The sequence below is a fragment of the Rhodovulum sp. FJ3 genome (assembly GCF_032918305.1).
Classification (GTDB): Bacteria; Pseudomonadota; Alphaproteobacteria; order Rhodobacterales; family Rhodobacteraceae; genus SAT37.
On record NZ_JAWJUU010000002.1, the window covers coordinates 694,546 to 720,960 of the forward strand.

A 26,415-nucleotide genomic window follows, 5' to 3' on the forward strand; every position below is an offset into this window, starting at 1 on the left:
AACTGGGTTGCGCCCGTCCGCGCTTGGCATTACATCGCCCCTCACACAAGGCCACAGGCTGCGGAGAGGTGCCGGAGTGGTCGAACGGGGCGGTCTCGAAAACCGTTGTGGGTGCAAGCCCACCCAGGGTTCGAATCCCTGTCTCTCCGCCACTTGCCTACTGATTTCCCAACATCATTTTTGGTAAGTGTCCGTTAAGGGCACGCGATCGATGCTTTGTCGCGCTTATGGGATGCCCGGTAAGAGCCCAAACTGTGGGTTGTGTTTCAGCCACTCTGAGCTTCACATGACATAAACAAACAGTTGGAACACTATGCCGAAGCCCGAACTATTGATTGATGGCATCAAGCCAAGCGAGCTAGTGAACCTAGAAGATTTAGAATCCTACGTACTGGCGGGGCGTCCAATTGTTTTCTCTGTTGGAGCGGCAGAAGTTCTCGCTGAGTTCTCCAAATCAGGAAAAGTGCTTTCGGTTGAAATTGCGGTGGTAGATCAAGGTGGAGATGGCGTCCTGCCAGTACTAATCGACACAATCGAAAGAGCGGCCTTGATGCGGGAGTTTGCTGCAATCGAATGGTCTGTTTATGCAAGAAACTGCTCAACACCAAATCCGAAATTGATGCGAGTTCTGGAAAAAATCGGCTTCGAAGTAGCGAAGTCTAATAGCGGTCCCGAGTTCTATCGACAGCGTCGCTCCATCAATGACTCGCTCTTGCGGCGAGGTTTGCGCTAGGTCCGCCCCGTCCCGCATAGCGGATGTTGCGTGCGCCACAACATATAGGTGCGCCCCACAACACGTATAAACAGTGGCCCGCGTACTCGCGCGGCGCTATGGCTGCGGCCTAAGCGTTTCATCCGCCCTGCCCCGAATATGCGTCCATCTCCATCTGTCACGCGGACGCCCTGCTGACCGACAACGCCCTTCCGAAGACCGTGGCGGTCGGGATGACCTGCGTGACACACCGATGCGCCCGTTGACGACCTTGCCATCGGTCTGACCCTGCAACGGGGCGGCTGCCGGACCGGCGCGCCGTCGCGACTTGCGCTGCCTGATTCGGCAGGTCTGGCGAAGCTCTGGCCCCTCCGCGCCCCTTGCGCCCCAGCCCAAAGAGGCCTGCCTATACCCCCTGCCCGACCCAACCTAAAGTTTGTTACCTGATAACGACTTAAGTCTGTTTTTTGATGACAGACGCCCCGTTGTTCCCCCAAGATTTTGAGCATCTGAAAACAGCCCGTCAGAGGGTCACGACCTCAACCCTGTTTACAAAAATAATAAAGTAATACTTAATCAGTTCACCTTGGAGGAGAACTAGGGAGGAACACATGAAGGTAAAGTCTATTCTACTGGCCAGTGCGGTTGCATTGGCACCTGTCGCGGCTTTGGCCGATATCACCATCGGCTTTTCGCAGATCGGGTCTGAATCCGGATGGCGCGCCGCCGAAACCACGGTGACCAAGCTTGAGGCCGAGCGCCGTGGCATCAATTTGAAATTCGCAGACGCGCAGCAAAAACAAGAAAACCAGATCAAGGCGCTGCGGTCTTTTGTGGCGCAAGGCGTCGATGCGATCCTGATCGCGCCGGTGGTTGCGACCGGTTGGGACGAGGTACTGGAGGAAGCCAAGGACGCCGACATTCCGGTTATCCTGCTGGACCGGACGGTTGATGCACCAGAGGACCTGTATCTGACTGCGGTGACATCGGACCTTGTGCATGAAGGATCGGTTGCGGGTCAGTGGCTTGTCGACGAAATGGCGGGCGATCAGTGTCGCATTGTCGAGCTGCAAGGCACGACCGGTTCGTCCCCTGCGATTGACCGCAAGACGGGGTTCGAACAGGCCATCGCCGGTCACGCCAACCTAGAGATCGTGCGCAGCCAAACCGGCGATTTCACGCGTTCTCTTGGCAAAACCGTGATGGAGAGCTTTCTCAAGGCAGAGGGCGGCGAAAACATCTGTGCGCTCTATGCTCATAACGACGACATGGCCGTCGGGGCGATCCAGGCGATCAAAGAGGCCGGCCTGAACCCCGGCAAGGACATCAAGATCGTGGCCATTGACGCGGTTCCCGATGCCCACCTTGCCATCGCAAACGGCGAGATGAATGCGACGATCGAACTGACGCCGAATATGGCGGGTCCCGCTCTGGACGCGCTTGAGGCCTATCTCGACAATGGCACCGTACCGCCCAAGTGGATCCAGACGGAATCCCGTCTCTACACCTTGGCCGACGACAATGCCGCCATCTACGAAGAGAAAAAGGGCCTCGGCTACTAAGGCCGCGCATCCCTTTACGCACGATCTGTGATCGGCTTGGATAGTCCCGCACCAGAACGGCGGGGCTATCCATCCATCAACGCACATAGAGCAGAGCAATGACAGACAACCGGCCGACCGTGCTTCGGGCGCGGGGCGTTTCCAAATTCTTTCCGGGCACGATTGCGCTCGACGATGTGGATCTGGACCTGAAACGCGGCGAAATTCATGCGATTTTGGGCGAAAACGGCGCCGGAAAATCGACGCTTATCAAATGCCTTACGGGGGCCTACCGGCGCGACACGGGCAGTATCGAGATCGACGGTGAACGGGTCGATCCGAAATCGACCAAAGACAGTCAGGATCTGGGCATCGGGACCGTCTATCAAGAGGTCAATCTGCTGCCGAACCTGTCCGTGGCCGAGAACCTGTTTCTGGGACGCCAGCCCATGCGCGGCCCGTTCGTGGCACGGCGCGAAATGAACCGGCGCGCGGCGGACCTGTTGCGGGGCTATGGGGTGGATATCAATCCCGCCGACCCGCTGTCGGATTTTTCCGTGGCCATCCAACAGGTGATCGCCATCGCCCGCGCGGTGGAACTGTCGGGCAAGGTTCTGATCTTGGACGAACCCACCGCCAGCCTCGACCGCGAAGAAATCCAGTTGATTTTTTCCGTTATTCGCAAGTTGAAGGAGCGCGGTTTATCGATTGTTTTCATTACGCATTTTCTGGATCAGGTGTTTGACCTGTGCGATTGCGCGACGGTGTTGCGCAACGGGCGTGTGGTCGGGCATCGCGTCCTGTCCGACGTGTCCCAAAAGGACATTGTCATGTTGATGCTGGGACGTCAGCTTGAATCAGCGGTCCATGCGAAATCCAAGGTGGACGCGGTCGGCGCCCCCTTGGTTGAGATTGACGGCCTTGGCCGCAGTGGCATGTTGGACCCCACATCCATCACCGTTCACACGGGCGAAGTGGTCGGTCTGGCCGGTCTTTTGGGATCGGGACGCACCGAAACTGTCAATCTCATCTTCGGATCGGCCAAGGCGGACGCCGGTCAGATCCGGTTCAGGGGGCGGGATGTGTCGATCTCGAACCCCCGCGATGCGATCGCCCTTGGTTTTGCGCTCTGCCCTGAGGATCGCAAAACCGAGGGCATCGTTGGCGACCTGAGTGTGCGCGACAATATCATCATTGCATTGCAGGCGCGGCAGGGTTGGACCCGTCCGATCCCACGCGCCAAGGTCGACGAGATCGCCGAACACTATGTCAAAGCGTTGGACATTCGCCTGTCCAATCTGGACATGCCTATCCGTCTGCTATCGGGCGGAAACCAGCAAAAGGCGCTGTTGGCGCGGTGGCTTGCGACCGAGCCGGATTTCCTGATCCTTGATGAACCAACGCGCGGCATCGACATCGGGGCCCATGCGGAAATCATTTCCCTGATCGAACGCCTGCGCCGTGATGGCATGTCCCTGTTGGTGACCTCGTCCGAGCTTGAGGAACTTGTCGCCTATTCCAGCCGCGTTCTGGTTTTGCGGGATCGCAGGTTGGTCGGCGAACTGACCGGTGATCAGATCACCGCAGACAATATCGTCCATGCCATTGCGGACACGACCGACACCGCCAAGCAGGAGATCCGCGCATGAGCTTTCTGCACCGCAACCCCGCCGTGAAACGGATCATGCCCCAGCTTGTGATCCTCGCTGTTGTGCTGTTGCTGAACCTACTTGTTTTTCCGGACTTTTTCCGGATCGAATTCCAGAACGGACGCCTGTTTGGCAACCTGATTGACGTGCTGAACCGTGGCGCGCCGACGGCGTTGCTGTGTATCGGGATGACGTTGGTCATCGCAACCAAGGGCATTGATCTGTCCGTCGGCGCGGTCATGGCCATCGCGGGCGCAACCGCCGCGTCTCTGGTTGTTGAGGGGCAGAACTGGCCAACCGCCCTGATCGGGGCCCTGGCTGTGGGGGCGATTTGTGGCGCATGGAACGGGGTGTTGGTCGCGGTTTTGCGCATCCAACCCATCGTGGCCACCCTTGTTCTGATGGTCGCAGGGCGCGGCATCGCCCAATTGATCACCGAAGGCACTATCCTGACCTTTAACAATCAGGGCCTGATCCGCCTTGGTGCGGGGACGATCCTTGGCATTCCGACCCCGATCCTGATCTGGATTGCCCTTGGGGCCTTTGCCGCCTTTGCCGTCCGGCGCACGGCCCTCGGGATGTTGATCGAGGCCATCGGGATCAACGAACGCTCTTCCCGCCTTGCGGGGATCAATTCGCGTGTTCTGTTGATGTGCGTCTATATGGTGTCCGGCATCTGCGCCGCGCTGGCCGGTGTGATCGTGGCCGCCGACATCAAGGGCGCGGACGCGAATAACGCGGGCCTGTGGCTGGAACTGGACGCGATCCTAGCGGTGGTGATTGGCGGGAATTCTCTGCTAGGCGGACGGTTCTCAATCATCGCGTCGCTGATCGGGGCAATGATCATTCAATCAGTGAATTCGGTGATCCTGCTGTCGGGAATGCCGCCCGAACTGAACCTAGTGATCAAGGCCCTGTTGATCCTGTCGATCCTCGTGATCCAGTCGCCGCGCGTGTCGCATTTCATCTACATCCTGCGCGCCACCGTCCTAGAGGCCAAGCCGGACGATCCCGGCGTGTCCGGCGCGCCGCCCCTGAAAACACCCAAACCCATTGATGGAGACGGCCGATGATACGTTCGACCCACCTGTCGCTGATCATTACATTGGCAACCTTCATTCTCGCCTATGCGCTCTGCGCGTGGCAGTACCCGTCGATGCTCTCGACGCGGGTTGTGGCCAACCTGTTGACCGACAACGCCTTTCTGGGGATCGTGGCGGTCGGGATGACCTTTGTGATCCTGTCGGGCGGGATCGACCTGTCCGTGGGATCGGTGATCGCCTTTACCGGTGTGTTCCTTGCGGTGATCCTGCGGGATACGTCGATCCACCCGTTGACGGCTTTTGCCATCGTTCTGGTCATCACGACCTTGTTCGGCGCGGCCATGGGGGCGATCATCCATTACCTTGAGATGCCCGCCTTTATCGTGACCCTTGCCGGTATGTTTCTGGCGCGGGGCGTGTCCTATGTTCTGTCCACCGACAGCGTGCCGATTGATCACGCGTTCTATGACTGGCTGCAATCGGTCTATTGGAAAGCCCCCAGCGGCGGACGGTTTCGTCTGATTGGCGGGCTGATGGTGCTGACCTTTCTGGTGGGGATGCTGATCGCGCACCGCACACGGTTTGGCCAGAACGTCTATGCGCTTGGGGGTGGCGATGTCACGGCCAAGCTTATGGGGGTGCCGCTTGCGCGCACAACCATCGGGATTTACGCGATTTCCGGCGGGCTTGCGGGGTTGGCGGGTATTGTCTATTCGCTCTACACGTCGGCGGGGTATTCGCTTGCAACGGTTGGCGTTGAACTGGACGCGATTGCCGCGGTGGTCATCGGCGGCACCTTGTTGACGGGGGGCTATGGCTTTGTCGCCGGAACCTTCTTTGGCATCCTGATTATGGGCCTGATCCAGACCTACATCGTGTTTGACGGCACGCTGTCCAGTTGGTGGACAAAGATCGTGATCGGTGCTTTGCTATTTGCGTTTATCTTGCTTCAAAAGGGGCTCACTTGGGTATCGACGGCACGCAGAAAGGCGGTGACTGGTTTCGCCGCGCCCTCATGAACGTCGTGAACGGTGAGGCGCGACAGGAACGGGCAAGCAATCACACCACATTTGTTGTCGGCCAGTTGGGCCAAGCCATCGTCGCGGGGGAATACCCCCGCGAAACGATGATCCCGCTGGACCCTGACATCTGTGAGATGTTCGGCGTGTCACGGACCGTCGTGCGCGAGGCCAAGAAAACCCTGATCGCCAAGGGCATGATCCAGTCGCGCGCCAAGGTCGGCACCCACGTGCGTGATCCCGAACACTGGAACATGTTCGACAAGGACGTGTTGCTGTGGCACGCGTCCCTGAAAACGCCCGAACAGTTCTACCGCGAACTGTTTGATATCCGGCTGATCTTTGAACCGGCGGCGGCCGCCAAGGCGGCAGAGAAATCCAACGCCCTACCCCCTGGCCTATTGTCGGACTATTGCGACCGAATGGAACAAGCCACCTCACGCACCGACTTTGCGGTGGCAGATTACGAGTTTCACAAGCAGGTCCTGCGCGCCACGGGAAACCGGTTTCTGTTGTCACTGGGGGATCTGGTGCAAACGGCCCTGTATTCCCTGTTCATCGCCCAAAAGGACGTTGATTTCGACGAGAACCAGTCGATTGTCGCCGACCGCCACCGCCAGATGGCCAATGCGATCATGTCCGGCCAACCGTCCGAGGCGCGCCGCCTGATGACCGAGATCATCGAACACAGCTTTGCCCGCCTGCCCATGACCCTGTGACGGGAGCCCCTGCCGGTCCATCGCGCGCACAACGCTTGACACCCTGCCCTCGGCCCGCCACCAAGCCCTTATGCAACTTGACGACCGTGACCTTCAGATCCTGTCGACCCTCACCCGCGAGGGCCGGATTTCCAAAGCTGCCCTCGCCGAGCGTATCGGCCTGTCGCCAACACCCTGCTGGGAACGGCTGCGCAAACTGGAAAACGCGGGCCTGATCCAGAGCTTTGGCGCGCGCATCGACCTGCGCAAGCTGGGCCCGCATGTCACGGTTTTTGCGGTGATCGAACTGTCGGATCACACGGCGGCCAGTTTCCAGAAATTCGAGACCACGATCCAACGCTATGACGAGGTCACGGGATGCTGGGCGCTTGGGGGCGGGTTTGACTATCTGTTACAGGTGGTGACGCGCGACATTGATGCCTATCAGCGGATGATCGACGACATGCTTGAGGCCCGCCTCGGCCTAAGCCGCTATTTCACCTATGTTGTCACCAAAACCGTCAAGGACCCCGGCACCTTGCCGATAGACCTTCTGGCAAGCATCGCCTCTGGCAGATGATTCATCTGCCACACGGCCTGTCTTTGGTCATTTCCTCGGGTTTGCTCTGCCATCCTTGGGTCAGATCACAGACGGAGGGTCATCATGTTGGACGCGGTTTTCTTTTCGGGCGAGGCCGATATCAAGGACAAGCGGCTGATCCGCTCCTTTTCCTACATTAACGGCAAATGGCATCAGGCCGCCTCGGGTGAGTCGCTGTTGGTCAGCAACCCCGCGACAGGTGCCCATCTGGGCGAGGTCGCCGCCCTGTCCGCCGATGAATCCCGCGCCGCCGTCGACGCCGCGCAAAAGGCGTTTCAGACATGGTCCGAAATCCTACCCCAACAGCGCGCGGCGATCCTGCGCCGGTGGTATGAACTGCAACTGGAGCACAAAGAGGACCTCGCACGGATCATGGTTCTGGAACAGGGCAAACCCCTGTCCGAGGCGCGCGGCGAAATCGGCTATGGGGCCGACTTTGTCGAATTCTATGCCGAAGAGGCCAAACGTCCCAATGTCGAAGGCGTCACCAGCCACCTGCCCGACGCCGAGATGGAACTGTGGCGCGAACCGGTGGGCGTTGTCGCCCTTATCACGCCGTGGAACTTTCCCTCGGCCATGCTGACGCGCAAGGCGGCGGCGGCTCTGGCGGCGGGCTGTACCGTTGTGGCGCATCCCTCGGGCGAGACCCCGTTCAGCGCGCTGGCCCTTGCCGAACTGGCCGAGCGCGCAGGCTTTCCGCCCGGTGTGTTCAACGTGGTCACGGGGCGTCCCGCCACCGTTGTCGAACCATGGACCACCGACACCCGCGTGCGGGCCCTGTCGTTTACGGGGTCGACCGAGGTGGGCAAGCTGTTGTACCGGCAATCGTCGGATACGATGAAAACACTGGTGATGGAACTCGGCGGGCACGCGCCGGTGATCGTGTTTAAGAACGCGGACCTGGACAAGGCGGTCGAGGAAACCATCAAGGCGAAATTCGCCACCTCGGGTCAGGATTGCCTCGGCGCGAACCGGATTTTCGTGGAACGCCCGATCTATGACGCGTTTTGCAAGAAATTCATCGCGGCCACCAAACGGTTGACGGTCGGACACGGCATGGAGGACCCTGATATCGGCCCCCTGATGAACGCCGCCGCCATTGCCAAACAAGAGGCCCATGTCGCCGACGCCCTTGCCAAGGGGGCAACGCTGGCCTGTGGGGGCGCGCGCCACGCGCTGGGGCCGCTCTTTTATCAACCGACCGTCCTGTCTGATGTGCCCGAGGATGCGTTGATCCTGCACGAAGAGACCTTTGGCCCCGTGGCGGCGATCCTGCCCTTTGACAGCGAACCCGAAGTGACCCAACGCGCCAACGACACCGAATACGGGCTGGTCGCCTATGTCCACAGCACCGACCCCCGCCAGATCCACCGGATGAGCCGCCGGTTACAGTTCGGCATGGTGGCCGTGAACCGCACCAAGGTCACAGGCGCCCCAATCCCATTTGGCGGGGCCAAACAATCGGGGCTTGGCCGCGAAGGGGCGCGCCAAGGCATGGAGGCGTTCACCGAACTGAAATACGTCTGCCGCGATTGGGGCTAGGCGACGAGCACCGGATTCTGCGCGCCACCGCGCGCGGGGACCACTGCCCGACCACGCGGATCGCGCATAAACAGTGGTGAGGGTGCGGACATAGCGCTATAGCTGCACTATGACCGATTCATTGCCCCCCTGCCCCGAATGTTCCTCTGTCTACACGTACCAAGTGGACGCCCTGCTGACCTGCCCCGAATGCGGTCACGAATGGGCCCCGGGTGCCGCGTCCGACGACGCGCCGGTCGTGCGTGATAGCGTCGGCAATGTCCTGAACGACGGGGACGATGTGACGGTGATCAAGGACCTCAAAGTCAAAGGGTCCTCCTCCGTGGTCAAAGTGGGCACCAAGGTGCGCAACATCCGTCTGGTCGACGGCGATCACGACATCGACTGCAAGGTGCCGGGCATCGGGCAAATGGGCCTGAAATCCGAATTCGTCAAAAAGATCTCGGGGTAACCCAAGTCTCCACAGAGTTCATGGCAACACCGCGCAGCGTTCTGGGAACGCGCGCGCGTCGCACCCTTTGCTGTTAGCCGTCGAAATAGCCTGATGTGGTATGCCCAACCCGTCGCCATTCAAAGACCCAGCCCTTCGAAAATACGACCATCCACAGCGGCTCTAGCTCAAGCAAAATCTCTACTGCATTGCTGGCCTCACAGGCAGACAAAACAATTGTCGGGTCGTTCATATTGAACGGGATGACCGTCACCTCCTGTCCGGCAAGGACATCGCCGAAGATCTGTCTGAGACGCGCGGCGGTACGATCAAAAAGGTCTGCGTAGGTTTCGGACACCTCGACCGTGACCTCACGCCCCTTTGCCCAGTTTACTTCTGCCCCCGCGTCAAGCTTGGGAACCATTACCTCAAACGCGGCATTGACCGCACGCGTTTTGGCCGTATCGGGGCCCAACACCTCAAATACGCAACCGTTTCGCGTCAATTTCTCAATGACAGTCAAATCACTCATTCTGAGCCGCCGCGCAGTTGATCCCAAATCGCCTGAGCCACGGTGCCGTGCACCATGTCGCGGCGACGCAGGGCATAGTGCAGGACCTGCGCGGGCGGATAGCCTTCAATGCTGAGCGGGACCAAGCTGCCCGCCTCCAGTTCGTCCTTGATCAGGAAATCCGGCATCCCGCCCCAGCCCATTTTGGCCAGCAGGATCTCTTTCTTGGTACCGAAATCCGACACGGTCCAGCGCAGCCCGCCCGGCAACAGGCCCTTGCTTTGGGTGGTTTCGCGGGCGCTATCGGAGACGACGACCTGAATATGGGTCTGCATTTCGGCGTCCGAGGTCATCCCGTCGCCGCGCGCGGGCGCGAAATCGGGATGGCACACGGGGATCATCCGCACCGGCCCCAGCGGCAGCGCCTCCACCCGATCCATAGGGGCCTCATCAAGGGTCGAGATCGCGATCTGCACCTCACCCGCCATCAGCTTTTCCAGAGGGCCGCCCATGTTATCGCGCCCCATCTTGATATGGGTCGCCTGAAACCGTGCGGTCATGTCACTGATCAAAGACAGGATCGGCGCAAGAGGATAGGTCGCCGTGACCGTCAGCGCGACCTCGGCCTCTTGGTCCGACCCCAAGGTCGCCGCCACCGATTTCAGGTCCTGCATCCGTTGCAACACGCGAGTGGCGTGGCGATAGAAGACCTCTCCGCGTTCGGTCAGCGCGGGGCGATAGGCCTCCCGCGACACCAATTCGAACCCGATCTCGTCCTCCAGCTTTTTCAACATGTGGCTGACCGCCGATTGGGCCTTGTGCAAATGCTCGGCCGCCGCGCGAAAGGTTCCGTGTTCGACGATCGCATGCAGGACGATCAACTGTTCCAATGTCATAGCGACCCAACCTGATCTATTTAATGGATCATTATCGTGAAAATTCGATATTATCAATTGCTCATGTGACGCCCTAAGTAGGGATCAGACATCAACACGGGGTCGCATCGCCCGACCCTCTGCCCGAACAACCGGAGACGACACATGAAAATCCTCGCTTTTGCCGCAAGCAACTCCAAGACCTCGATCAACAAGGAACTGGCCCGCTTTACCGCCGGTCTGGTACCGGGTGCGGAGGTCGAGCTGTTGGACCTGAACGACTACGACCTGCCCCTTTACAGCACCGACCGTGAAGCAGAGATCGGCGTGCCCGATGCCGCGCGGACCTTCTTTGACAAGATCGGGGCCGCCGACGCCGTGGTCGTATCCTATGCCGAACACAACGGGTCCTACACCGCCGCCTATAAGAACCTGTTCGATTGGGCCAGCCGCATTGACCAGAAGGTTTATCAGGACAAACCGGCCCTGTTCCTGTCGACCTCGCCCGGTCCCGCAGGTGCCGCAAGCGTTCTGGCCGCGGCCAAAGGATCGGCCCCGTTTTTCGGCGTGGACCTGCGCGGCGCCGTATCTGTGGGCAGCTTTTATGACGTCTATGACGCCGACACCGGCACGATCACCGCGGATGAGGTTCTGGCCGATTTGACCGCAGCGGCCGAGGCCCTGACCACGAACGCCGTTCAAAAAGATGCAGCATAACCGCATTCGCCGCCTGACAGGGTCATTGGTCATGTCGACCTTTATGTCCGTGTCCCTGTCGGGCCTTTTCACCTTGCTAGAGTTCGGCGCGACCGTTCAATGGCTAGAGGTCTGGGGGCGCAGCATTCTGATCGCCCTGCCTGTGGCTTTTACGCTGGACATGCTGTTCGGGACGGGATTGCGCCGCATGTCGGACCGATTGGTCGACCGCGCCCTGCCCTAAACCAACGCCACATCCCGCAGTGTCGGGATGCGGCCCCTAGGTCCGATCCACCCCGTATGGACCACAGAGTTCGGCCAGAATGGCATGCAGCCGCGCGATGATTTCGCCCCGCGGCGACACGGTACGTTCGACAATCCCGATCTGGCGGTTGATCTGTGGCTTGCCGAACGGCAGGCGGACAAGGTCGATGTCCTCGGGCTCTTGCAGGGCCACATGCGGGACAATCGACACGCCCAGACCTTGGCGCACACAGGTCACGATGGACCCGATCGTATCAATTTCCGCCACATCATGCGTCACCACCCCAAGGCGCGAAATCTCGGCGTCAATCAGGTTGGCCAAGGGCACGGCACTGCGAAACCGGATATAGGGCAGACTGTTCAGCATCGAAATCGGATCGTCGCCCACCGTCCCCTCTGGCGCGATCAGCCACAGAGGTTCGCGCAAAAACGGGCTCCACCGGAGGGCATTGGGAAAGCCGACATGTTCCGCCACAATCGCCGCATCCAGACGCCCCGCCGCCACATCCGCGATCAGGTTCGCGGACAGCGAGACCCGCAAGCTGGACTTGAGGTCGGGATAGCGGCTGCGCATTTCTACCATCGCACGTGGTAAAAGGTTCAGCGCACTCGACCGGACCGAGCCAAGCATAAGCGTCCCCGCGATCTGATCTCCGCGCAAACTGGCCTTTGTATCCTCTTCACGGCGCAGGATATCGCGCGCCATTTCGGTCACCTGCAACCCCGCCGGTGTCAGGCGCGGCGGGCGGGTGCTGCGGTCAAACACAGTCACCTGCAACTCATCCTCAAGCGCCTGAATTTGTTGGCTAACCGCAGAGGGCGTCAGGTTCACGACGTCTGCAGCCAGCGCAAAGGTGCCATGCGCCTGAATGGCCAAAAGTGTGCGCAATTGTCGCGTATCCATCGCCTACATCCAGCTTTTCTTAATTTAATAACCAGAATTACGCGCTGTTGTGAAGTCATTCTTTTTCTTAGGGTCCCGCTCCAAGGAGGAAATCCTGCCATCGGCTTGGGAGGCCGTAGCGGGGATTTCGAAAAATTACGGAAACGAAATGGCGCGCCCCGACCTCTCGGGACGCTATGGAGACATGCGCGATGAGCAAGACTATCCTCGTAACGGGACCCGATCTGGATCCGGCAGCGGCACAGCTGGTGCTGGATCACGGGTACCAGACGGTCCATACCCCGGCCTATGCCGACAGCGCGGTGATTTCGCAGCTGTTGCAAGAGACCGGCGCGGTCGGGATCGTGTCGCGGATGGGTCGTGTCGACGCCGAGGTGATGGACGCAGGTCCCCAGTTGCGGGTGATCTCGAAACACGGTGTGGGCGTCGATAACATCGACCTGCAGGCGGCGGCGGATCGCGGCATTCCCGTTCTGGTCGCCACCGGTGCGAACGCTGTTTCCGTGGCCGAACACGCGATTGCCCTGCTGTTGGCCAGTGTCAAACGCATCCTGCCGCTGGACGCCGGTTTGCGCGCCGGTCGCTGGGAAAAACCCGGGTTCTCGGGGCGCGAGATCGCGGGGCAAACCATGGGCCTGATGGGGATGGGCTCTATCGCTCAGGCCACGGGGCGCATGGCCAAGGGGTTGGGCCTGAACCTGATCGGCTATGACCCGTTTGCGCCCGACAGCGCGTTCGAAGAGCTTGGCGTGACCCGTTGCGCCACGGTTGAGGATCTTTGCGCCCAGTCCAATATCCTCAGCCTGCACTGCCCCCTGACCGAAAAAACCCGCCAGATCCTGAACGCCGAGACCATCGCGCGCATGCCCGAAGGGTCCTATGTCGTGAACACCGCGCGCGGGGGCCTGATTGACGAGACCGCCCTGCTGGACGCGATCCAGAGCGGCCATCTGGCCGGTGCCGGTCTGGACACATTCGCGGTGGAACCGCCCGCCGCCGACCACCCCTTTTTCGCCGAACCCCGCATCGTCCTGACCCCGCATATCGGCGGCGTCACCCGTCAGGCGGGCGTGCGCGTCGGCGTCGATGCCGTACGCGGCATCTTTCAGATCATCGACGGTCAGCCGGTCCCCGAGGAACGCATCGTCAATCGCAAAATGCTGGCCGCCGCACAGGCGCCCGCAGCCCAAGTAAAGGAAAAACAATGACCATCGGCTTTCGCATCCTGAACCGTGAGCGCGTCGCGTCCAAAGAACTGGTCGACGCATTCGCCAAGCTGCCGGTCGCCAATGTCTCGGACAGCATGTCGCGCATGACCGCCGCCGGTCCGACCCTGCGCCCGATGCACAGCTCTGGCGGCATGGCCGGTGTGGCCCTGACCGTCAAGGCGCGCCCCGGTGACAACCTGATGCTGCACAAGGCGATCGACATGGCCGTCCCCGGCGACGTGATCGTCGTGGATGCCGGTGGCGATCTGGCCAATGCGTTGATGGGGGAACTGATGCTGGCCTATGCGATCAAGCGTGGCGTGGTCGGTTTTGTCCTGAACGGCGCGATCCGCGATCTGGACAACTTCCGTGAAACCAACCTGCCGACCTATGCCGCCGGTGTCACCCACCGTGGCCCGTACAAGGACGGCCCCGGCGAAATCAACGTCCCCGTCGCCATCGACGGCATGGTGATCCACCCCGGCGACATCGTCATCGGCGATTCCGATGGGGTTCTCAGCGTTCCGATCGACGGCGCCGAGGAGATCCTGAAAGCCACCGAAGCCAAATCCGCCGCCGAGATCAAACAGATGGCCGCGATTGAGGCCGGCACCAACGACCGGAGCTGGGTCGACCGCGCGTTGATCGCGCGCGGCTGCATCCTGCCCGACGCCTAACACCTGCATGAACGGAGGAGAGACATGCATAAATTCGTAAAAACCGCTGCCGCAATTGGCGCACTGGTTCTGGCCGCTGGCGCGGCGCAGGCCGAATATCCCGAGAAACCGATTGAGGTGATCGTCGGCTATTCCGCCGGTGGCGGCACCGACGTTATGGCCCGCACCACCATGCCGTTCGTCGAGAAATACCTCGGCGAAGGCAGCAGCATCGTTGTCAAAAACATGCCCGGCGCATCGGGTCAGATCGGCATCACCGAGGTCGCCGGTTCGGACGCGGACGGCTATACGCTTGGGACGTTCAACCTGCCCGGGATGATGGCGCGGACGCTGGACCGTGAGGCCGGTTATGATCGCGACAGCTTTACCTATCTGGCGAATGTCGTGAATGACCCCAACGTCATCGTGACCTCCAAAGACAGCGGCATCGAAACCGTGGACGATCTGATTGCGGCGGCCAAGGAAAACCCGTTTGCCATCACCGTCGGCATGTCCAGCCTTGGTGGCGACGATCATTTCCTGTTGATCAAACTGCAAAAACAGACCGAGACCGATTTCACCATCGTCCCGTTCAAGGGCTCGGCCCCTGCGCGGACGGCGGTGATGGGTGGCCACGTGGCCGTCGGCATCTTCAACGTCTCCGAAATCGCCAAGTTTCAGGGTGAGTTGAACGTGCTGGGCATCGCCCAAGCAGAGCGTTCGGATTTCGCGCCTGAGGTTGCAACCTTCCGTGAGCAGGGTCTGGACCTGATCAATGGCTCGATGCGGGGCGTCGTTGCGCCGGCTGGCCTGCCCGAGGACGTGGCCGCGAAATTGCGTGACGCGTTCGAAAAGGCCGCACAGGACCCCGAGTTCATCCAAGCGATGACCGACACGGCCAACCCTGTTGAGGTCGTCACCGGCGAGGACTTCCGCACGCTGACCGACGGTCTCTTCGATCTGGCCAAGGAAACCTGGGAAACGACCCCCTGGAACTAAGGCCCTTGGTGCGCGGGGGCTCCTCCCGATGTCCCCGCGCACTCCGATCCTCTGAAACGGAACCCCACCATGTCCGATACCCCCAAGCCCCGCCTGATGCGGCCCGAGACCCTGACCGCCGTCGGCATCGTCATCGTCGCCGGTGCCCTGTTGATCCCTACGGCCGAACTGCGCCCGATCTCGGCCCTGTTGCCTGCGGCGATGCTGATCGGGTTGATCGTGTTGTCGGTGGCCCTTTTGGCCATGGACCAACGCCGCGCCGCCAAGGGTGAGGCCCCCGCCCCCGTGACCAAGTCGCCCAAACGGGTAATCGGGGCGTTTCTTTTGATCGTGGCCTATGCCTTGGCCGCGGATTTCATCGGTTTCTACATCAGCACCGCCATCACCATCCCGCTTGTCGCTTGGGCCTTTGGCTATCGCGCGCCGCTGGGCCTGTTGGCGGCCACGGTGATCGTCGTCGGGACGATCTGGCTGATCTTCGATTTCGGGATGTCACAGGATTTCCCCACCGGTCGCTTGTGGAAGGACTAAGCACGCCATGTATTCCGATCTTCTCAGCGCACTGCCCAACGTCTTTGCACTCGCCAACTTTGCCGCCGTCATCATCGGCGTGATCGCGGGCATCGTCGTGGGGGCCATGCCGGGCCTGTCGGCCACAATGGCCATTTCGGTTCTGGTGCCCTTTACCTTTGGCCTTGAGCCGCTTGTCGCGCTCGGCCTGATGGCGGGCATCTATAACGGGGCCATGTATGGCGGCGCGATCCCTGCGGTTTTGCTGCGCATTCCGGGCACCCCCGCCGCCGTCGCGACCACATTTGACGGCTATCCCATGGCCCAAAAGGGCGAAGGCGGCTTTGCCCTGCAGGTCGCGGTGGTGTCTTCGGCCATTGGCGGGATCGCGTCGGCCTTTGCCTTGATGCTATTGGCGCCGCCCCTGTCCAAAGTGACGTTGCTGTTCGGCCCGTCCGAGGTGTTCTGGGTCGCGGTGTTCGGCCTTGCCTCGATCATCTTTTTGTTGGGCGGCAACCCGATCAAGGGCCTGATCAGCGCCTGTTTCGGCGTCTTTGTTTCCGTGGTCGGATCCGACCCGATTTACGGCAACGACCGGTTTACCTTTGGGGCGCTGGAATTGCTGGACGGGATCAACATCGTGATCCTGCTGGTCGGTCTTTATGCCCTGCCGCCGGTGATCGACCTGTTGGAAACCCCACTCAAGACCGATGGCGTGACCGGCTCGAAACTGGGCACCCAATCCATGTGGAAGGCCATGCCGCGCATGAAGGGGTTCTGGAAAACGTGGCTACGTGGCTCGTTCATCGGCATCTGGATCGGCATCCTGCCCGGTGCGGGTGGATCCATGGCCGCGTTCATGTCCTATAACGAGGCGCGCCGCGGCTCCAAAACCCCTGACACATGGGGCAACGGCGAACCCGAAGGCGTGGCCGCCGCAGAAACCGCGAACAACGCCGATACCGCGTCGGCCCTGATCCCCGCCCTGACCCTTGGCATTCCGGGGACGGCTGTGGCGGCGGTCATGTTGGGCGGTCTTCTGGTGCATGGCCTGCAGCCCGGACCGATGCTGTTTCGCGAAAACCCCGATGTGGTGTTCGGCTTTATGTGGCAGTTCCTGTTCGGTGCGATCCTGTTGATCTTTCTGGGCGGTTCGCTTGCCACCAACAGCTTTGCGCGTCTGTTGAACCTGCCGCGCCCGTTGCTGGGGTCGGTGATCATCGTTCTGATGCTGATCGGGGTCTATTCGATCCATGGCCGCATGTTTGACGTCTATATGATGCTGGGCTTTGGCGCGATCGGCTGGATCATGGACAAGCTCAAGTTCCCGCTGCCACCCGTCGTTTTGGGCCTGATCCTTGGTAGCTTTGCCGAAGAGAACCTGCGCCTTGCCCTGCGGATTGGTCGCGGTGACTGGGGCGTTCTGTTCCAGAACACCACCAGCCTGATCCTTGTGGCGCTGACCGTTGCGGTTGTGGTCGGTCCGATCCTGAAACGGCGCCTGTTTGACGCCAAGGCAAAGGCCTGATCTTGAACAGCCCCCATCACATAGTGCGCGAGGATTGGCTCGCTCTGGCGCAAGAAAAGGTTCTTGCGCCGGATCAGCCGATCCTTGATGCCCACCACCATCTGTGGGACCGCCCCGAGGGCCGCTATCGCACAGAGGAATTGATGGGGGATGTTTGCGCGGGGCATGATTTGCGCGCCAGTGTCTATGTGCAATGTCGCACCGGCTATCGCACCGAAGGCCCCAAGGACCTGCGCCCCGTGGGCGAGGTCGAAACGATCCTGAACTGGACCGCAGGCCACCCGACCTTTCCCGCCGCGATTGTCGCCATGGCGGACCTGCAACTGGGCGACGCGGTGCGCCCTGTTCTGGACGCCCTCAGCGCGGCCGCCGACGGACGTCTGCGCGGCATCCGCAACACCACCGCGTGGCATCCCGATCCGGCGGTGCGCAGCAATCCCAACCCGCCGCCCGACGGCCTGTTGCGCAGTGCGGCGTTTCTTGAGGGCGCACGCGCCGTGGCCGAGCACGGTCTGTGCCTGGACATCTGGGCCTATCAAACCCAGTTGGATGAGGTCTATGCCCTCGCTGCCGCCCTGCCCGATCTGACCGTGGTCATTGATCATTGCGGCGGTCCCTTGGGCGTTGGCCCGCATGACCGGTTCGCCCCTGAAACCTTTACCGCGTGGCGCAACGCGATGGCCCGTCTGGCGGATCTGCCTAACACGCGGGTCAAGATCGGTGGCTTCGGATTGAACGTCATGGGCTGGCGCTATGGCGATGCGCCGCGCCCGCCCTCGTCTCTGAAACTGGCGGGGGACTGGGCGCTGTGGGTGAACACCTGCATCGACCTGTTCGGCCCGACCCGCGCCATGTTCGAGAGCAACTTTCCCGTCGACAAGGGACAGTATTCCTATCGCACGCTGTGGAACGCGTTCAAGCGTCTGACCGCCGGTCATTCGCAGGACAGCCGCGACGCCCTCTTCTGGCAGAGCGCGGCCCGCACCTACGGCATCACAGAACAGATTTTCGCACATGATAATGGGAGGAAACCATCATGAGGAAAACACTAGGCGCGGTGATCGCGCTGGGGCTTGGCGCCACTGCCGCGCTGGCCGAATACCCCGAAAAACCGGTCGAGGTGATCGTCGGATATTCCGCCGGTGGCGGCACCGATGTCATGGCCCGCACAGTTTCGCAGTTCCTTGAGCAGGAACTGGGCGACGGGGCATCGGTCGTGGTCAAGAACATGCCCGGCGCGGGGGGTCAGATCGGTTTCACCGAAGTGGCCGGCGCAGATGCGGACGGCTATACGCTTGGCACGTTCAACCTGCCCGCTGCTCTGGCGCTGACCCATGACCGTGAGGCGGATTACGACGTCACCAGCTTTACCTATCTGGCGAACTTCGTCGAAGATCCCAACACCATCACCGTCGCGGCAAGCTCGCCCTATCAGACGCTGGACGAATTGCTGGCGGCGGCCAAGGCCGATCCGCGCGCGATTACCGTGGGCCTGTCGTCGCTGGGCGGCAACGACCATTTCTCGGCCAATATGATGGCGGCGGCCTCGGGTGTGGAATTCACCATCGTGCCGTTCAAAGGGGCCTCGAACGCCCGCACGGCGATCATGGGTGGCCATGTGGCGGCGGGGACAATGACCCTTGGCCAGACCACGAACTTCCCTGACGAGCTGCGCGTTCTGGCGGTGCTGGCCGATGAACGCTCGGCGTTCCGTCCCGATGTTCCGACCGCGGCCGAGCTGGGCTATGACGTGAAAATGTCGTCCCTGCGCGGGATCGTTGGACCGGCGGATATGGACGCGGAGACCGCAGAAAAACTGCGCGCCGCCCTGAGTGCCGTCAACGCCAATCCCGACTTTCAGACCATGATGGCCGAGCAAGGCAACCCGATCGCATTCATGGTTGGCGACGATTTTGCAGCAACCGCGGCCGCACAAAACCAAGTCGCCGCCGATATCTGGGCCGAGACCCCTTGGAAATAATCCGGTTGCGGGGCGGCGACGCCCCGCGCATCCCTTTTACCTTACCCTCTTGAGGACGAATCGATGACACTGAAGACCCTTGGGGCCGCTGCCCTGATCGCCGTTTCCGCCACCGTGGCACAGGCTGACGACTGGACCGCCTATACCTATTCGTCGGTTTCGACGACCTCGGCTGTCAAAGGCATGAACCGCATCACCGAGCGCGTGGCCGCCGACAGCGACCTGTCGATTGACCTGCACCTTGGCAAAACGCTGCAAATCGCGTCGGCCGACATCACCCAAGCTGTGGGTGACGGCGTGATCGACATGGCGGCGGATTTCTTCTTCTCGGGCAACGTCCCGCTTGCACGGGTTCTGAACCTGCCGATGCTGATCGAGAACGACGACGAATGGGCCAAGGCCTATGCCGCCATGGAACCGGCTCTGGTTGACGCCTTTGCCGAACAGGGTGTGGTGCTGCTGGGCGGCTACCGCTATCCCGAGCAGACGATTTTCACCACCTTCGAAATCAACAGCCTTGCCGACCTTGAGGGTCACAAGATCCGCGTGACCTCGCCCGAGCAGGGCCAGTTCATTCAGGAATTCGGCGGCGCGGCCATCACCCTGTCGGGGTCCGAAGTGCCGACCTCTCTGGAGCGTGGCGTGATCGAAGGCGTTCTGACCGCAAGCGCGGGCGGGGCCAAGAAATGGCATGAATTCCTGCCTTATAACTACCGCTTTGCTGTGAACTACGGCAACTCGATGATCATCGCCAACGCCGACAGCTTTGCCGCGCTGTCCCCTGAAACGCAGGACACCCTGCGTGCGATCGTCGCCGAAGAAGGTCCGAAAACCACCGCTGCCTTTCTTGAGGACGAAGAGGTTCAGAAAAAAGCCCAGTCCGAGGCGGGCATGACCCTTGTCGCCGCAGCCGAAGGTGACGCCGCCGCCGCAAACGCCAAGCTGGCCCCGTTCTGGGAAGCATGGGCTGCGGAAAACGGTCCCGAATATGTAGACGCGCTGAACACTGTGCGCGCTGCAATCGGCAAATAAGATGGTAGGCGATATCAAGACGGGACCGGCTTCGGCTGGTCCCATTTTCGATTTCGGCGCGCGGGTCACGGCGGTCCTGTGTGGGACCGTTCTGACGGGTCTGGTCCTGTTGGTCTGCACCGAGGCCTTTTTGCGCGGGGTGTTCAACTATTCCCTTGGCTTTGCCGAAGAGGTCACCGGCTATTGCGTGGTGTTCCTGACGTTCTTCGGGGCCTCTCTGGCCCTGCGGGGGCGCGCCATGTTTCAGGTGCATTTCCTGTTGGACAACTGGCCCGAGGGCACACGCAAATGGTTGGTGCGGATTTTCGCCCTGATCGCGATTGCGATCTGCATCCTGTTGGCGTGGAAGACCAAGGACCTGACGCTGAGCTCATTCAGCCGCGGGAAATTCGCGCCCACCGTTCTGCGCACACCTTTGTGGATTCCGCAGATTGTTCCGCCGCTGGGCTTTAGTGTCCTTGGCTTTTTCTTGGTCGAGCAGTTCTTGCTGACCTTCTCCACCACGCGGAGTGATACCTGATGGAAGCGATTTTGGCATTCGGTCTGTTGATCGGCCTCATCCTTGGGGGGATGTGGGTGCAATTCGCCGTTGCGGGGGCTGGCCTGACCTATATCTGGCTGCTGAAAGGGTTCGCCGGTTGGAAGGCTCTTGGCATCGTCAGCTGGGGCGCGGCCAACAGCTTTACCCTTGCGGCGATCCCGCTGTTTGTTCTGATGGCCGAAATCCTGTTGGGGTCGGGCCTGTCGACGCGGCTTTATAACGGGGTCGCCCTGTTCATGCGCCGTCTGCCGGGTGGGTTGCTGCACACCAACATCGCAGGCAGCGGCATTTTCGCGGCGATCTCGGGCGGCTCGGCCCCGACGGCGGCAGCCATGTCCACCGTTGCCCTGCCCGAACTGTCCGCGCGCGGCTATAACCGACGTCTGGTGGCCGGATCGCTGGCCGCTGGTGGGACGCTGGGCATTCTGATCCCGCCCTCGATCACCATGATTATCTACGCCACCTTTACCGAGACCTCGATCGCGCGCCTGTTTGCCGCCGGTCTGGTGCCGGGGATTGTGCTGGCGCTGTGCTATATGGGGTTCATCGTCGCGCGCGTTCTGTGGAACCCGTCGCTGGCCCCGAAAACCGACACCCGCGCCACCCTGCCCGAATTGGGGCGCGCCTTGTTGGACATCGTGCCATTTCTGATGCTGATCGTGATTGTCTTGGGCAGCATCTATGGCGGTTTCGCCACCCCGACCGAGGCCGGAGCCGTGGGCACCGTCGGTGCCGTTCTGATTTCCGGCATCTATCGTCGTCTCAGCTGGTCCTTGCTGCGCGAGGCCCTGTCGCGGACCGCCTCGATGAGCGGCAACATCCTGTTCATCGTGTTCACCTCGATGATCTTTGCCTATGCCACCGCCCTGTCGGGGATTGGTGAGGACCTTGTGGCGATGCTTGAGGATGCCAATGTCTCGCGCCTGACGTTCCTGTTGATCATCATGGTCGTCTTCGCGATCCTTGGGTGTTTCATGGAAGGTCTGGGCATGATCGCGATCATCGTACCGGTGATCTTTCCGGCGCTTGTCGCGCTGGACGTCGATCCGATCTGGTTCGGTGTGTTTGTGGTGATCCTTGTGGAACTGGGCCAGTTGACCCCGCCCCTTGGGGTGATCCTGTTCGTGGTGGCCAGTTCGTCGAGCGAGGTTAAGGTCGAGGATGTGATCATGGGCACCTTGCCGTTTTTCATCATCATCGTTGCGTTTATGCTGTTGCTGATTGCGGCGCCGCAGATCGCATTGTTCCTGCCGGAGTTCACGTTCGGATGACACCTACCTATCCGTTTCCCGATCCCGTCATCATCGACGCCGAGGTCTTTACCGCCCTTCCGGACGCATTGCGCCGTCCGGGGGTGCCGTCCTATTGGGCCGAAAAGAACCGGCGCGGTCAGCCCGCCGATAGCTTTCTCGAAGGGCCGTCGTTTGATCGCGCGGGGAACCTCTATTTCGTCGATATCCCTTTTGGCCGCGTGTTTCGGGCCTCCCCTGCGGGCGAGATCACCCAGATCACGGAATACAACGGCCAGCCCAACGGCCTGAAAATCCATCAGGACGGTCGCATTTTCCTTGCCGACTATCAGAACGGGATCATGCAGTTGGACCCCGACACCGGCAGCGTCACCAAGGTTCTGGGCGATGCGGATACCGAAGGGTTCAAAGGCGTCAACGACCTGCATTTCGGGCGGGACGGGTCGCTCTATTTCACCGATCAGGGCCAGACGGGCCTGCAAGATCCCACGGGGCGCGTCTATCGCTGGGAACCTGATACCGGTGCCCTGACCTGTCTGATCGACAAAGTGCCCAGTCCCAACGGCCTTGTCCTTGATCTGGCCGAGCATGTCCTGTTCTTGGCGGTGACGCGGGCCAATGCGGTCTGGCGGTTGCCGATGTCGCCCTCGGGTCGGGTGAACAAGGCAGGCCTGTTTATCCAGTTTTCGGGCGGACGTGCGGGACCGGATGGCCTTGCGCTAACGTCCTCGGGGGGCGTTGTGGTCTGTCAGACGGGCATGGGTCTGGTCTGGGTGCATGACGTTCTGGGCCGTCCCATCGCGGTGGTGCGGTCGCCCCGCGGCTTGGGGACAACCAACTGTGCCTTTGGCGGGCCGGATGGGCGAACGTTGTTCATCACCGAATCCGACAGCGGCAGCATCCTACGCGCCGAGTTCCCCGAACATCTGGGGATTTCGGGCGCGGCAATGTATTCCGGCGCGATCTAGCCCCGCCACAGGCCGCCGCCTGTCTGTGGCGGCCTGCGGCCCGACTTTTGCATCATGCACACCTCACAAGACATCTTCCAGAGGCACGGTCTTTGCGGCATAGAAGCAAGGATATTGCGTGCCGAGGGACATGGCGACATGCGCGCCCTTGGTTTGGTGAGGGTATATGAACATGAAATCCACCGGATTGGATGCCGCCGACATTCGCATACTCAGCGCCCTGCAACAGCACGGACAGCTGAGCAAAACGCGTCTGGCCGAACTGGTGAACCTGTCCCCGACCCCCTGCTGGGCGCGGTTGGATCGCCTCAAGGCGGCGGGCTATATCAACGGCTATCACGCGGCCCTTGCGCTTGAGCGGATTGCCGATTTCACCCAAGTCATCGTGACTGTCTCCCTGACCCATCACCGCAAGGCCGATTTCGACCGGTTCGAGGCGATGATCCAGACCCTTGACGAGGTGACCCTGTGCATCGCGACCGGTGGGGGGATGGATTACGTCCTGCACGTGTTTACCCCGACCCTTGCCGCGTTCCAGACCCTGATGGAAACCCTGCTTGAGTCCGAGATCGGCATCGACCGCTATATGACCTACATCGCCACGCGCAGAATCAAGTCGATTCAGCCCAATGTCGCAAAACTGATCGCACAGGGCGCGAACTGACATCGCGCGTCTGAACGGACTTTCGGGGCCTCGAAAATCGGTCTGAACGGCCTGTCAAAGCCAATTCTTTTGGTCCGGAAATCTGCGCAATCCGGCGCTACATCTTTCGCCACAGATAGAGACACCGACCTGAATGGTCCCGTGGAAACAAGGCGATACAGATGAACAAGGCAGACGATTTCGGCTTCGGCACCCAGATCCGCAAGTCCCCCTATTTCGACGCGACCGTCCGCTGGGGCGCTCAGGGCTTTTCGGTCTATAACCACATGTACATCCCGCGCGATTTCGGTGATCCGGAACAGAACTTCTGGAACCTCGTGAACGACGCGATCCTGTGCGATGTGGCCGTCGAACGTCAGGTCGAAATCACCGGCCCCGACGCCGCGAAATTCGTCCAGATGCTGACCCCGCGCGATTTGTCGAGCATGGCGGTCGGCCAATGCAAATACGTCCTGATCACCAACGCCGAGGGCGGCATCCTGAACGACCCGATCCTGCTGCGCCTTGCCGAAAACCATTTCTGGATTTCGCTGGCCGATAGCGACGTCCTGCTCTGGGCACAGGGTGTGGCGGTGCATTCCGGTCTGGACGTGTCGATCTGCGAACCCGATGTCTCGCCGCTGCAACTGCAGGGCCCGAAATCCGGCCTGATCATGCAAGAACTCTTTGGCGAAGAGATCATGGACCTGAAATACTACTGGCTGCGCGAGGTCGATCTGGACGGCATTCCCCTGATCGTGTCGCGCACCGGTTGGTCAAGCGAGCTTGGCTATGAAATCTACCTGCGCGATGGCAGCCGTGGCGACGCCCTGTGGGAACGCATCATGGCGGCGGGCATGGAGCACGGCCTGAAACCGGGTCACACCTCGTCGATCCGCCGGATCGAGGGCGGGATGCTGTCCTATCACGCGGATGCCGACATCCACACCAACCCCTATGAGCTGGGCCTCGGGCGTCTGGTGAGCCTCGATATGGAGGCGGATTTCATCGGCAAGGCCGCCCTGCAACGGATCAAGGACCAAGGCCCCGCACGCCAGCAAATCGGCCTGATCATCGACTGTGAACCGCTGACCGGTCCGAACACAACGTTCTGGGCGATCAATATGGATGGCGAAACCATCGGCAAAGTGACCTCGGCCGTCTATTCCCCGCGTCTTGAGCGTAACATCGCACTAGCCATGGTCGCGACCGAGCACGCCAATATCGGTGCCGAGGTCGAGGTGGTCACCAAGTCGGGGCCGGTGCGTGCCACCATTGTCGAGCGCCCGTTCTACGACCCTAAAAAGAAAATCGCTGCAGCCTGATCGCCCGCGTATCGACAGATGTCCGACCTCGCGATCCAGCTTCACTGGCATCGGGCCAGTCCGGCCCTGCACACCGGCGCCTATTCGAACGCGCATCGGGTCCAGTTCAACAGCCACTATGACGTCACCGTGGACTCCGCCCCAGATTGGGGAGGGGATCCCGACAACACAAACCCCGAACAGGCCTTGGCCTCAGCCCTGTCCAGTTGCCACATGATGACCTTCCTTGCGCTCTGCGCCAAGGCGGGCTGGCCGGTGGCAAGCTATCACGACTATGCCGAGGCGCATCTGGGCAAGAACCCGCGCGGGCAGATGTCGGTCACGCGGATCGACCTGCATCCGGTGGTCCGTTTCGACACCGGCTTCACGGTCAGCGACGCCGACCTCGCCGAGATGCAGCACCGCGCGCACCGCTATTGCTTTATCGCCAATACCTTGGCCGACAGCGTTGAAATCAACATTCTCTAACCCCTGAAAGACCCACGTCATGAGCACCGGCGACCTTCTGTTGCGCGACCTTGATACCGACGGCATCCTGCGTCTGACCCTGAACGACGGCGCGCGCCGCAATCCCCTGTCCGAGGCGATGCTGGACGCGCTGGCCAGCGCCTTTGACGCGGCGGGACGGGACCCTGCGGTGCGGGTGATCGTTCTGGCCGCCGACGGCCCCGCCTTTTCCGCCGGTCACGATCTCAAGGAAATGACCGCAGGGCGTGACGCGCCGGACGGCGGACGGGCCTATTTCACCAAGGTCATGTCGCTGTGCTCGTCGGTGATGCAGGCCATTGTCGCCTGTCCCAAACCCGTCATCGCCGAGGTTCAGGGTATTGCCACCGCTGCGGGGTGCCAATTGGTGGCCAGTTGCGATTTGGCGGTCGCCGCAGAAACTGCCCGCTTTAGCACGCCGGGGGTTCACATCGGGCTGTTCTGCTCAACCCCGATGGTGGCCCTGTCGCGCAATGTATCAAACAAGCACGCGATGGAGATGCTGTTGACGGGGCGCATGATGCCCGCCGCACGCGCCGCCGAGATGGGGTTGGTCAACTTTGCCGTGGCACCGGACGAGTTGCGTGCGCAGACCATGGCCATCGCCGCCGAGATCGCCGCGAAATCGTCGATGACATTGGCCACCGGCAAACGCGCCTTTTACGCACAGCGCGAGATGCCCTTGGCAGACGCCTATGCCTATGCGTCTCAGGTGATGGTCGATAATATGCTGGCCCGCGACGCCCAAGAAGGCATCGCCGCCTTTATCGACAAGCGCACCCCCCACTGGCAGGACGCCTAAC

29 protein-coding genes and 1 tRNA gene are annotated in these 26,415 nt (G+C 61.1%); 27 read left to right on the plus strand and 3 right to left on the minus strand.

The window, feature by feature from the left end:
- Nucleotides 1-62 precede the first annotated feature (62 nt).
- The 10 genes from R1W00_RS08470 (at nucleotide 63) to R1W00_RS08515 (ending at nucleotide 9,256) form a co-directional block, all read left to right on the plus strand.
- Nucleotides 63-152: transfer RNA gene (locus tag R1W00_RS08470), tRNA-Ser, on the plus strand.
- 161 nt (nucleotides 153-313) lie between these two features.
- The gene (locus tag R1W00_RS08475) at nucleotides 314-733 is read left to right on the plus strand and encodes a hypothetical protein (protein ID WP_317262291.1); all 420 of its coding nucleotides are present in this window, start codon (nucleotides 314-316) and stop codon (nucleotides 731-733) included.
- Between the two features lie 590 nt (nucleotides 734-1,323).
- Nucleotides 1,324-2,274, plus strand: coding sequence for a galactofuranose ABC transporter, galactofuranose-binding protein YtfQ (ytfQ, locus tag R1W00_RS08480; protein ID WP_317262292.1), 951 nt, complete (start codon nucleotides 1,324-1,326; stop codon nucleotides 2,272-2,274).
- 98 nt (nucleotides 2,275-2,372) lie between these two features.
- Nucleotides 2,373-3,902: a sugar ABC transporter ATP-binding protein gene (locus tag R1W00_RS08485; RefSeq protein WP_317262293.1), complete on the plus strand. Its 1,530-nt coding sequence runs from the start codon at nucleotides 2,373-2,375 to the stop codon at nucleotides 3,900-3,902.
- Nucleotides 3,899-4,975, plus strand: coding sequence for an ABC transporter permease (locus tag R1W00_RS08490; protein WP_317262294.1), 1,077 nt, complete (start codon nucleotides 3,899-3,901; stop codon nucleotides 4,973-4,975). The genes R1W00_RS08485 and R1W00_RS08490 overlap by 4 nt, the downstream gene beginning before the upstream one ends.
- Nucleotides 4,972-5,964 (plus strand): galactofuranose ABC transporter, permease protein YjfF, encoded by a 993-nt coding sequence (gene yjfF / locus R1W00_RS08495; RefSeq protein WP_317262295.1) that lies wholly within the window; start codon nucleotides 4,972-4,974, stop codon nucleotides 5,962-5,964. The genes R1W00_RS08490 and yjfF overlap by 4 nt, the downstream gene beginning before the upstream one ends.
- Nucleotides 5,910-6,683: a FadR/GntR family transcriptional regulator gene (locus R1W00_RS08500; RefSeq protein ID WP_317262296.1), complete on the plus strand. Its 774-nt coding sequence runs from the start codon at nucleotides 5,910-5,912 to the stop codon at nucleotides 6,681-6,683. The genes yjfF and R1W00_RS08500 overlap by 55 nt, the downstream gene beginning before the upstream one ends.
- A gap of 70 nt (nucleotides 6,684-6,753) precedes the next feature.
- Nucleotides 6,754-7,242, plus strand: a complete 489-nt coding sequence (locus R1W00_RS08505) for an Lrp/AsnC family transcriptional regulator (RefSeq protein ID WP_317262297.1) — start codon at nucleotides 6,754-6,756, stop codon at nucleotides 7,240-7,242.
- Between the two features lie 84 nt (nucleotides 7,243-7,326).
- Nucleotides 7,327-8,805 (plus strand): NAD-dependent succinate-semialdehyde dehydrogenase, encoded by a 1,479-nt coding sequence (locus R1W00_RS08510; RefSeq protein WP_317262298.1) that lies wholly within the window; start codon nucleotides 7,327-7,329, stop codon nucleotides 8,803-8,805.
- A gap of 109 nt (nucleotides 8,806-8,914) precedes the next feature.
- Nucleotides 8,915-9,256: a zinc ribbon domain-containing protein YjdM gene (locus R1W00_RS08515; protein WP_317262299.1), complete on the plus strand. Its 342-nt coding sequence runs from the start codon at nucleotides 8,915-8,917 to the stop codon at nucleotides 9,254-9,256.
- 73 nt (nucleotides 9,257-9,329) lie between these two features.
- Here the strand turns inward: R1W00_RS08515 and R1W00_RS08520 are convergent, their stop codons facing one another.
- Nucleotides 9,330-9,767: a hypothetical protein gene (locus R1W00_RS08520; RefSeq protein ID WP_317262300.1), complete on the minus strand. Its 438-nt coding sequence runs from the start codon at nucleotides 9,765-9,767 to the stop codon at nucleotides 9,330-9,332.
- Nucleotides 9,764-10,642 (minus strand): LysR family transcriptional regulator, encoded by an 879-nt coding sequence (locus tag R1W00_RS08525; RefSeq protein ID WP_317262301.1) that lies wholly within the window; start codon nucleotides 10,640-10,642, stop codon nucleotides 9,764-9,766. The genes R1W00_RS08520 and R1W00_RS08525 overlap by 4 nt, the downstream gene beginning before the upstream one ends.
- 144 nt (nucleotides 10,643-10,786) lie before the next feature.
- Here R1W00_RS08525 and R1W00_RS08530 point away from each other — a divergent pair, with 144 nt between their 5' ends.
- The gene (locus R1W00_RS08530) at nucleotides 10,787-11,338 is read left to right on the plus strand and encodes an NAD(P)H-dependent oxidoreductase (RefSeq protein ID WP_317262302.1); all 552 of its coding nucleotides are present in this window, start codon (nucleotides 10,787-10,789) and stop codon (nucleotides 11,336-11,338) included.
- 31 nt (nucleotides 11,339-11,369) lie between these two features.
- Complete coding sequence (locus R1W00_RS08535) at nucleotides 11,370-11,561, plus strand: DUF2798 domain-containing protein (RefSeq protein ID WP_317262303.1); 192 nt, start codon at nucleotides 11,370-11,372, stop codon at nucleotides 11,559-11,561.
- 36 nt (nucleotides 11,562-11,597) lie between these two features.
- Here the strand turns inward: R1W00_RS08535 and R1W00_RS08540 are convergent, their stop codons facing one another.
- On the minus strand, nucleotides 11,598-12,485 hold the full coding sequence (locus R1W00_RS08540; RefSeq protein WP_317262304.1) for a LysR family transcriptional regulator: 888 nt from the start codon (nucleotides 12,483-12,485) through the stop codon (nucleotides 11,598-11,600).
- Between the two features lie 191 nt (nucleotides 12,486-12,676).
- On the opposite strand from R1W00_RS08540, the gene R1W00_RS08545 reads away from it, so the two are divergent.
- The 15 genes from R1W00_RS08545 to R1W00_RS08615 all read left to right on the plus strand — a co-directional run bounded on the left by R1W00_RS08545 (nucleotide 12,677) and on the right by R1W00_RS08615 (nucleotide 26,414).
- On the plus strand, nucleotides 12,677-13,693 hold the full coding sequence (locus tag R1W00_RS08545) for a hydroxyacid dehydrogenase (protein WP_317262305.1): 1,017 nt from the start codon (nucleotides 12,677-12,679) through the stop codon (nucleotides 13,691-13,693).
- Nucleotides 13,690-14,370: an RraA family protein gene (locus tag R1W00_RS08550; RefSeq protein ID WP_317262306.1), complete on the plus strand. Its 681-nt coding sequence runs from the start codon at nucleotides 13,690-13,692 to the stop codon at nucleotides 14,368-14,370. Before R1W00_RS08545 ends, R1W00_RS08550 begins: the two co-directional genes overlap by 4 nt.
- Nucleotides 14,371-14,394: 24 nt before the next feature.
- Entirely contained in the window at nucleotides 14,395-15,348 is a 954-nt protein-coding gene (locus R1W00_RS08555) for a tripartite tricarboxylate transporter substrate binding protein (RefSeq protein WP_317262307.1), read from the plus strand.
- Nucleotides 15,349-15,417: 69 nt separating this feature from the next.
- The gene (locus tag R1W00_RS08560) at nucleotides 15,418-15,879 is read left to right on the plus strand and encodes a tripartite tricarboxylate transporter TctB family protein (RefSeq protein ID WP_317262308.1); all 462 of its coding nucleotides are present in this window, start codon (nucleotides 15,418-15,420) and stop codon (nucleotides 15,877-15,879) included.
- A gap of 7 nt (nucleotides 15,880-15,886) precedes the next feature.
- The gene (locus R1W00_RS08565) at nucleotides 15,887-17,386 is read left to right on the plus strand and encodes a tripartite tricarboxylate transporter permease (protein ID WP_317262309.1); all 1,500 of its coding nucleotides are present in this window, start codon (nucleotides 15,887-15,889) and stop codon (nucleotides 17,384-17,386) included.
- A 2-nt stretch (nucleotides 17,387-17,388) separates the two neighbouring features.
- Nucleotides 17,389-18,426, plus strand: coding sequence for an amidohydrolase family protein (locus R1W00_RS08570; RefSeq protein ID WP_317262310.1), 1,038 nt, complete (start codon nucleotides 17,389-17,391; stop codon nucleotides 18,424-18,426).
- Nucleotides 18,423-19,367: a tripartite tricarboxylate transporter substrate binding protein gene (locus R1W00_RS08575; RefSeq protein WP_317262311.1), complete on the plus strand. Its 945-nt coding sequence runs from the start codon at nucleotides 18,423-18,425 to the stop codon at nucleotides 19,365-19,367. The genes R1W00_RS08570 and R1W00_RS08575 overlap by 4 nt, the downstream gene beginning before the upstream one ends.
- Before the next feature lie 63 nt (nucleotides 19,368-19,430).
- A complete protein-coding gene (gene dctP / locus R1W00_RS08580; protein WP_317262312.1) occupies nucleotides 19,431-20,399 on the plus strand; it encodes a TRAP transporter substrate-binding protein DctP in 969 nt (322 codons plus the stop codon).
- A gap of 1 nt (nucleotide 20,400) precedes the next feature.
- Complete coding sequence (locus R1W00_RS08585; protein ID WP_317262313.1) at nucleotides 20,401-20,919, plus strand: TRAP transporter small permease; 519 nt, start codon at nucleotides 20,401-20,403, stop codon at nucleotides 20,917-20,919.
- On the plus strand, nucleotides 20,919-22,211 hold the full coding sequence (locus R1W00_RS08590; protein ID WP_317262314.1) for a TRAP transporter large permease: 1,293 nt from the start codon (nucleotides 20,919-20,921) through the stop codon (nucleotides 22,209-22,211). Before R1W00_RS08585 ends, R1W00_RS08590 begins: the two co-directional genes overlap by 1 nt.
- A complete protein-coding gene (locus R1W00_RS08595; RefSeq protein ID WP_317262315.1) occupies nucleotides 22,208-23,158 on the plus strand; it encodes an SMP-30/gluconolactonase/LRE family protein in 951 nt (316 codons plus the stop codon). Before R1W00_RS08590 ends, R1W00_RS08595 begins: the two co-directional genes overlap by 4 nt.
- Nucleotides 23,159-23,330: 172 nt before the next feature.
- The gene (locus R1W00_RS08600; RefSeq protein WP_317262316.1) at nucleotides 23,331-23,822 is read left to right on the plus strand and encodes an Lrp/AsnC family transcriptional regulator; all 492 of its coding nucleotides are present in this window, start codon (nucleotides 23,331-23,333) and stop codon (nucleotides 23,820-23,822) included.
- A gap of 161 nt (nucleotides 23,823-23,983) precedes the next feature.
- Nucleotides 23,984-25,126, plus strand: a complete 1,143-nt coding sequence (locus R1W00_RS08605; RefSeq protein WP_317262317.1) for a glycine cleavage T C-terminal barrel domain-containing protein — start codon at nucleotides 23,984-23,986, stop codon at nucleotides 25,124-25,126.
- A gap of 18 nt (nucleotides 25,127-25,144) precedes the next feature.
- The gene (locus R1W00_RS08610) at nucleotides 25,145-25,594 is read left to right on the plus strand and encodes an OsmC family protein (RefSeq protein WP_317262318.1); all 450 of its coding nucleotides are present in this window, start codon (nucleotides 25,145-25,147) and stop codon (nucleotides 25,592-25,594) included.
- Between the two features lie 19 nt (nucleotides 25,595-25,613).
- Nucleotides 25,614-26,414, plus strand: a complete 801-nt coding sequence (locus tag R1W00_RS08615) for an enoyl-CoA hydratase (protein WP_317262319.1) — start codon at nucleotides 25,614-25,616, stop codon at nucleotides 26,412-26,414.
- Nucleotide 26,415: the final 1 nt, after the last annotated feature.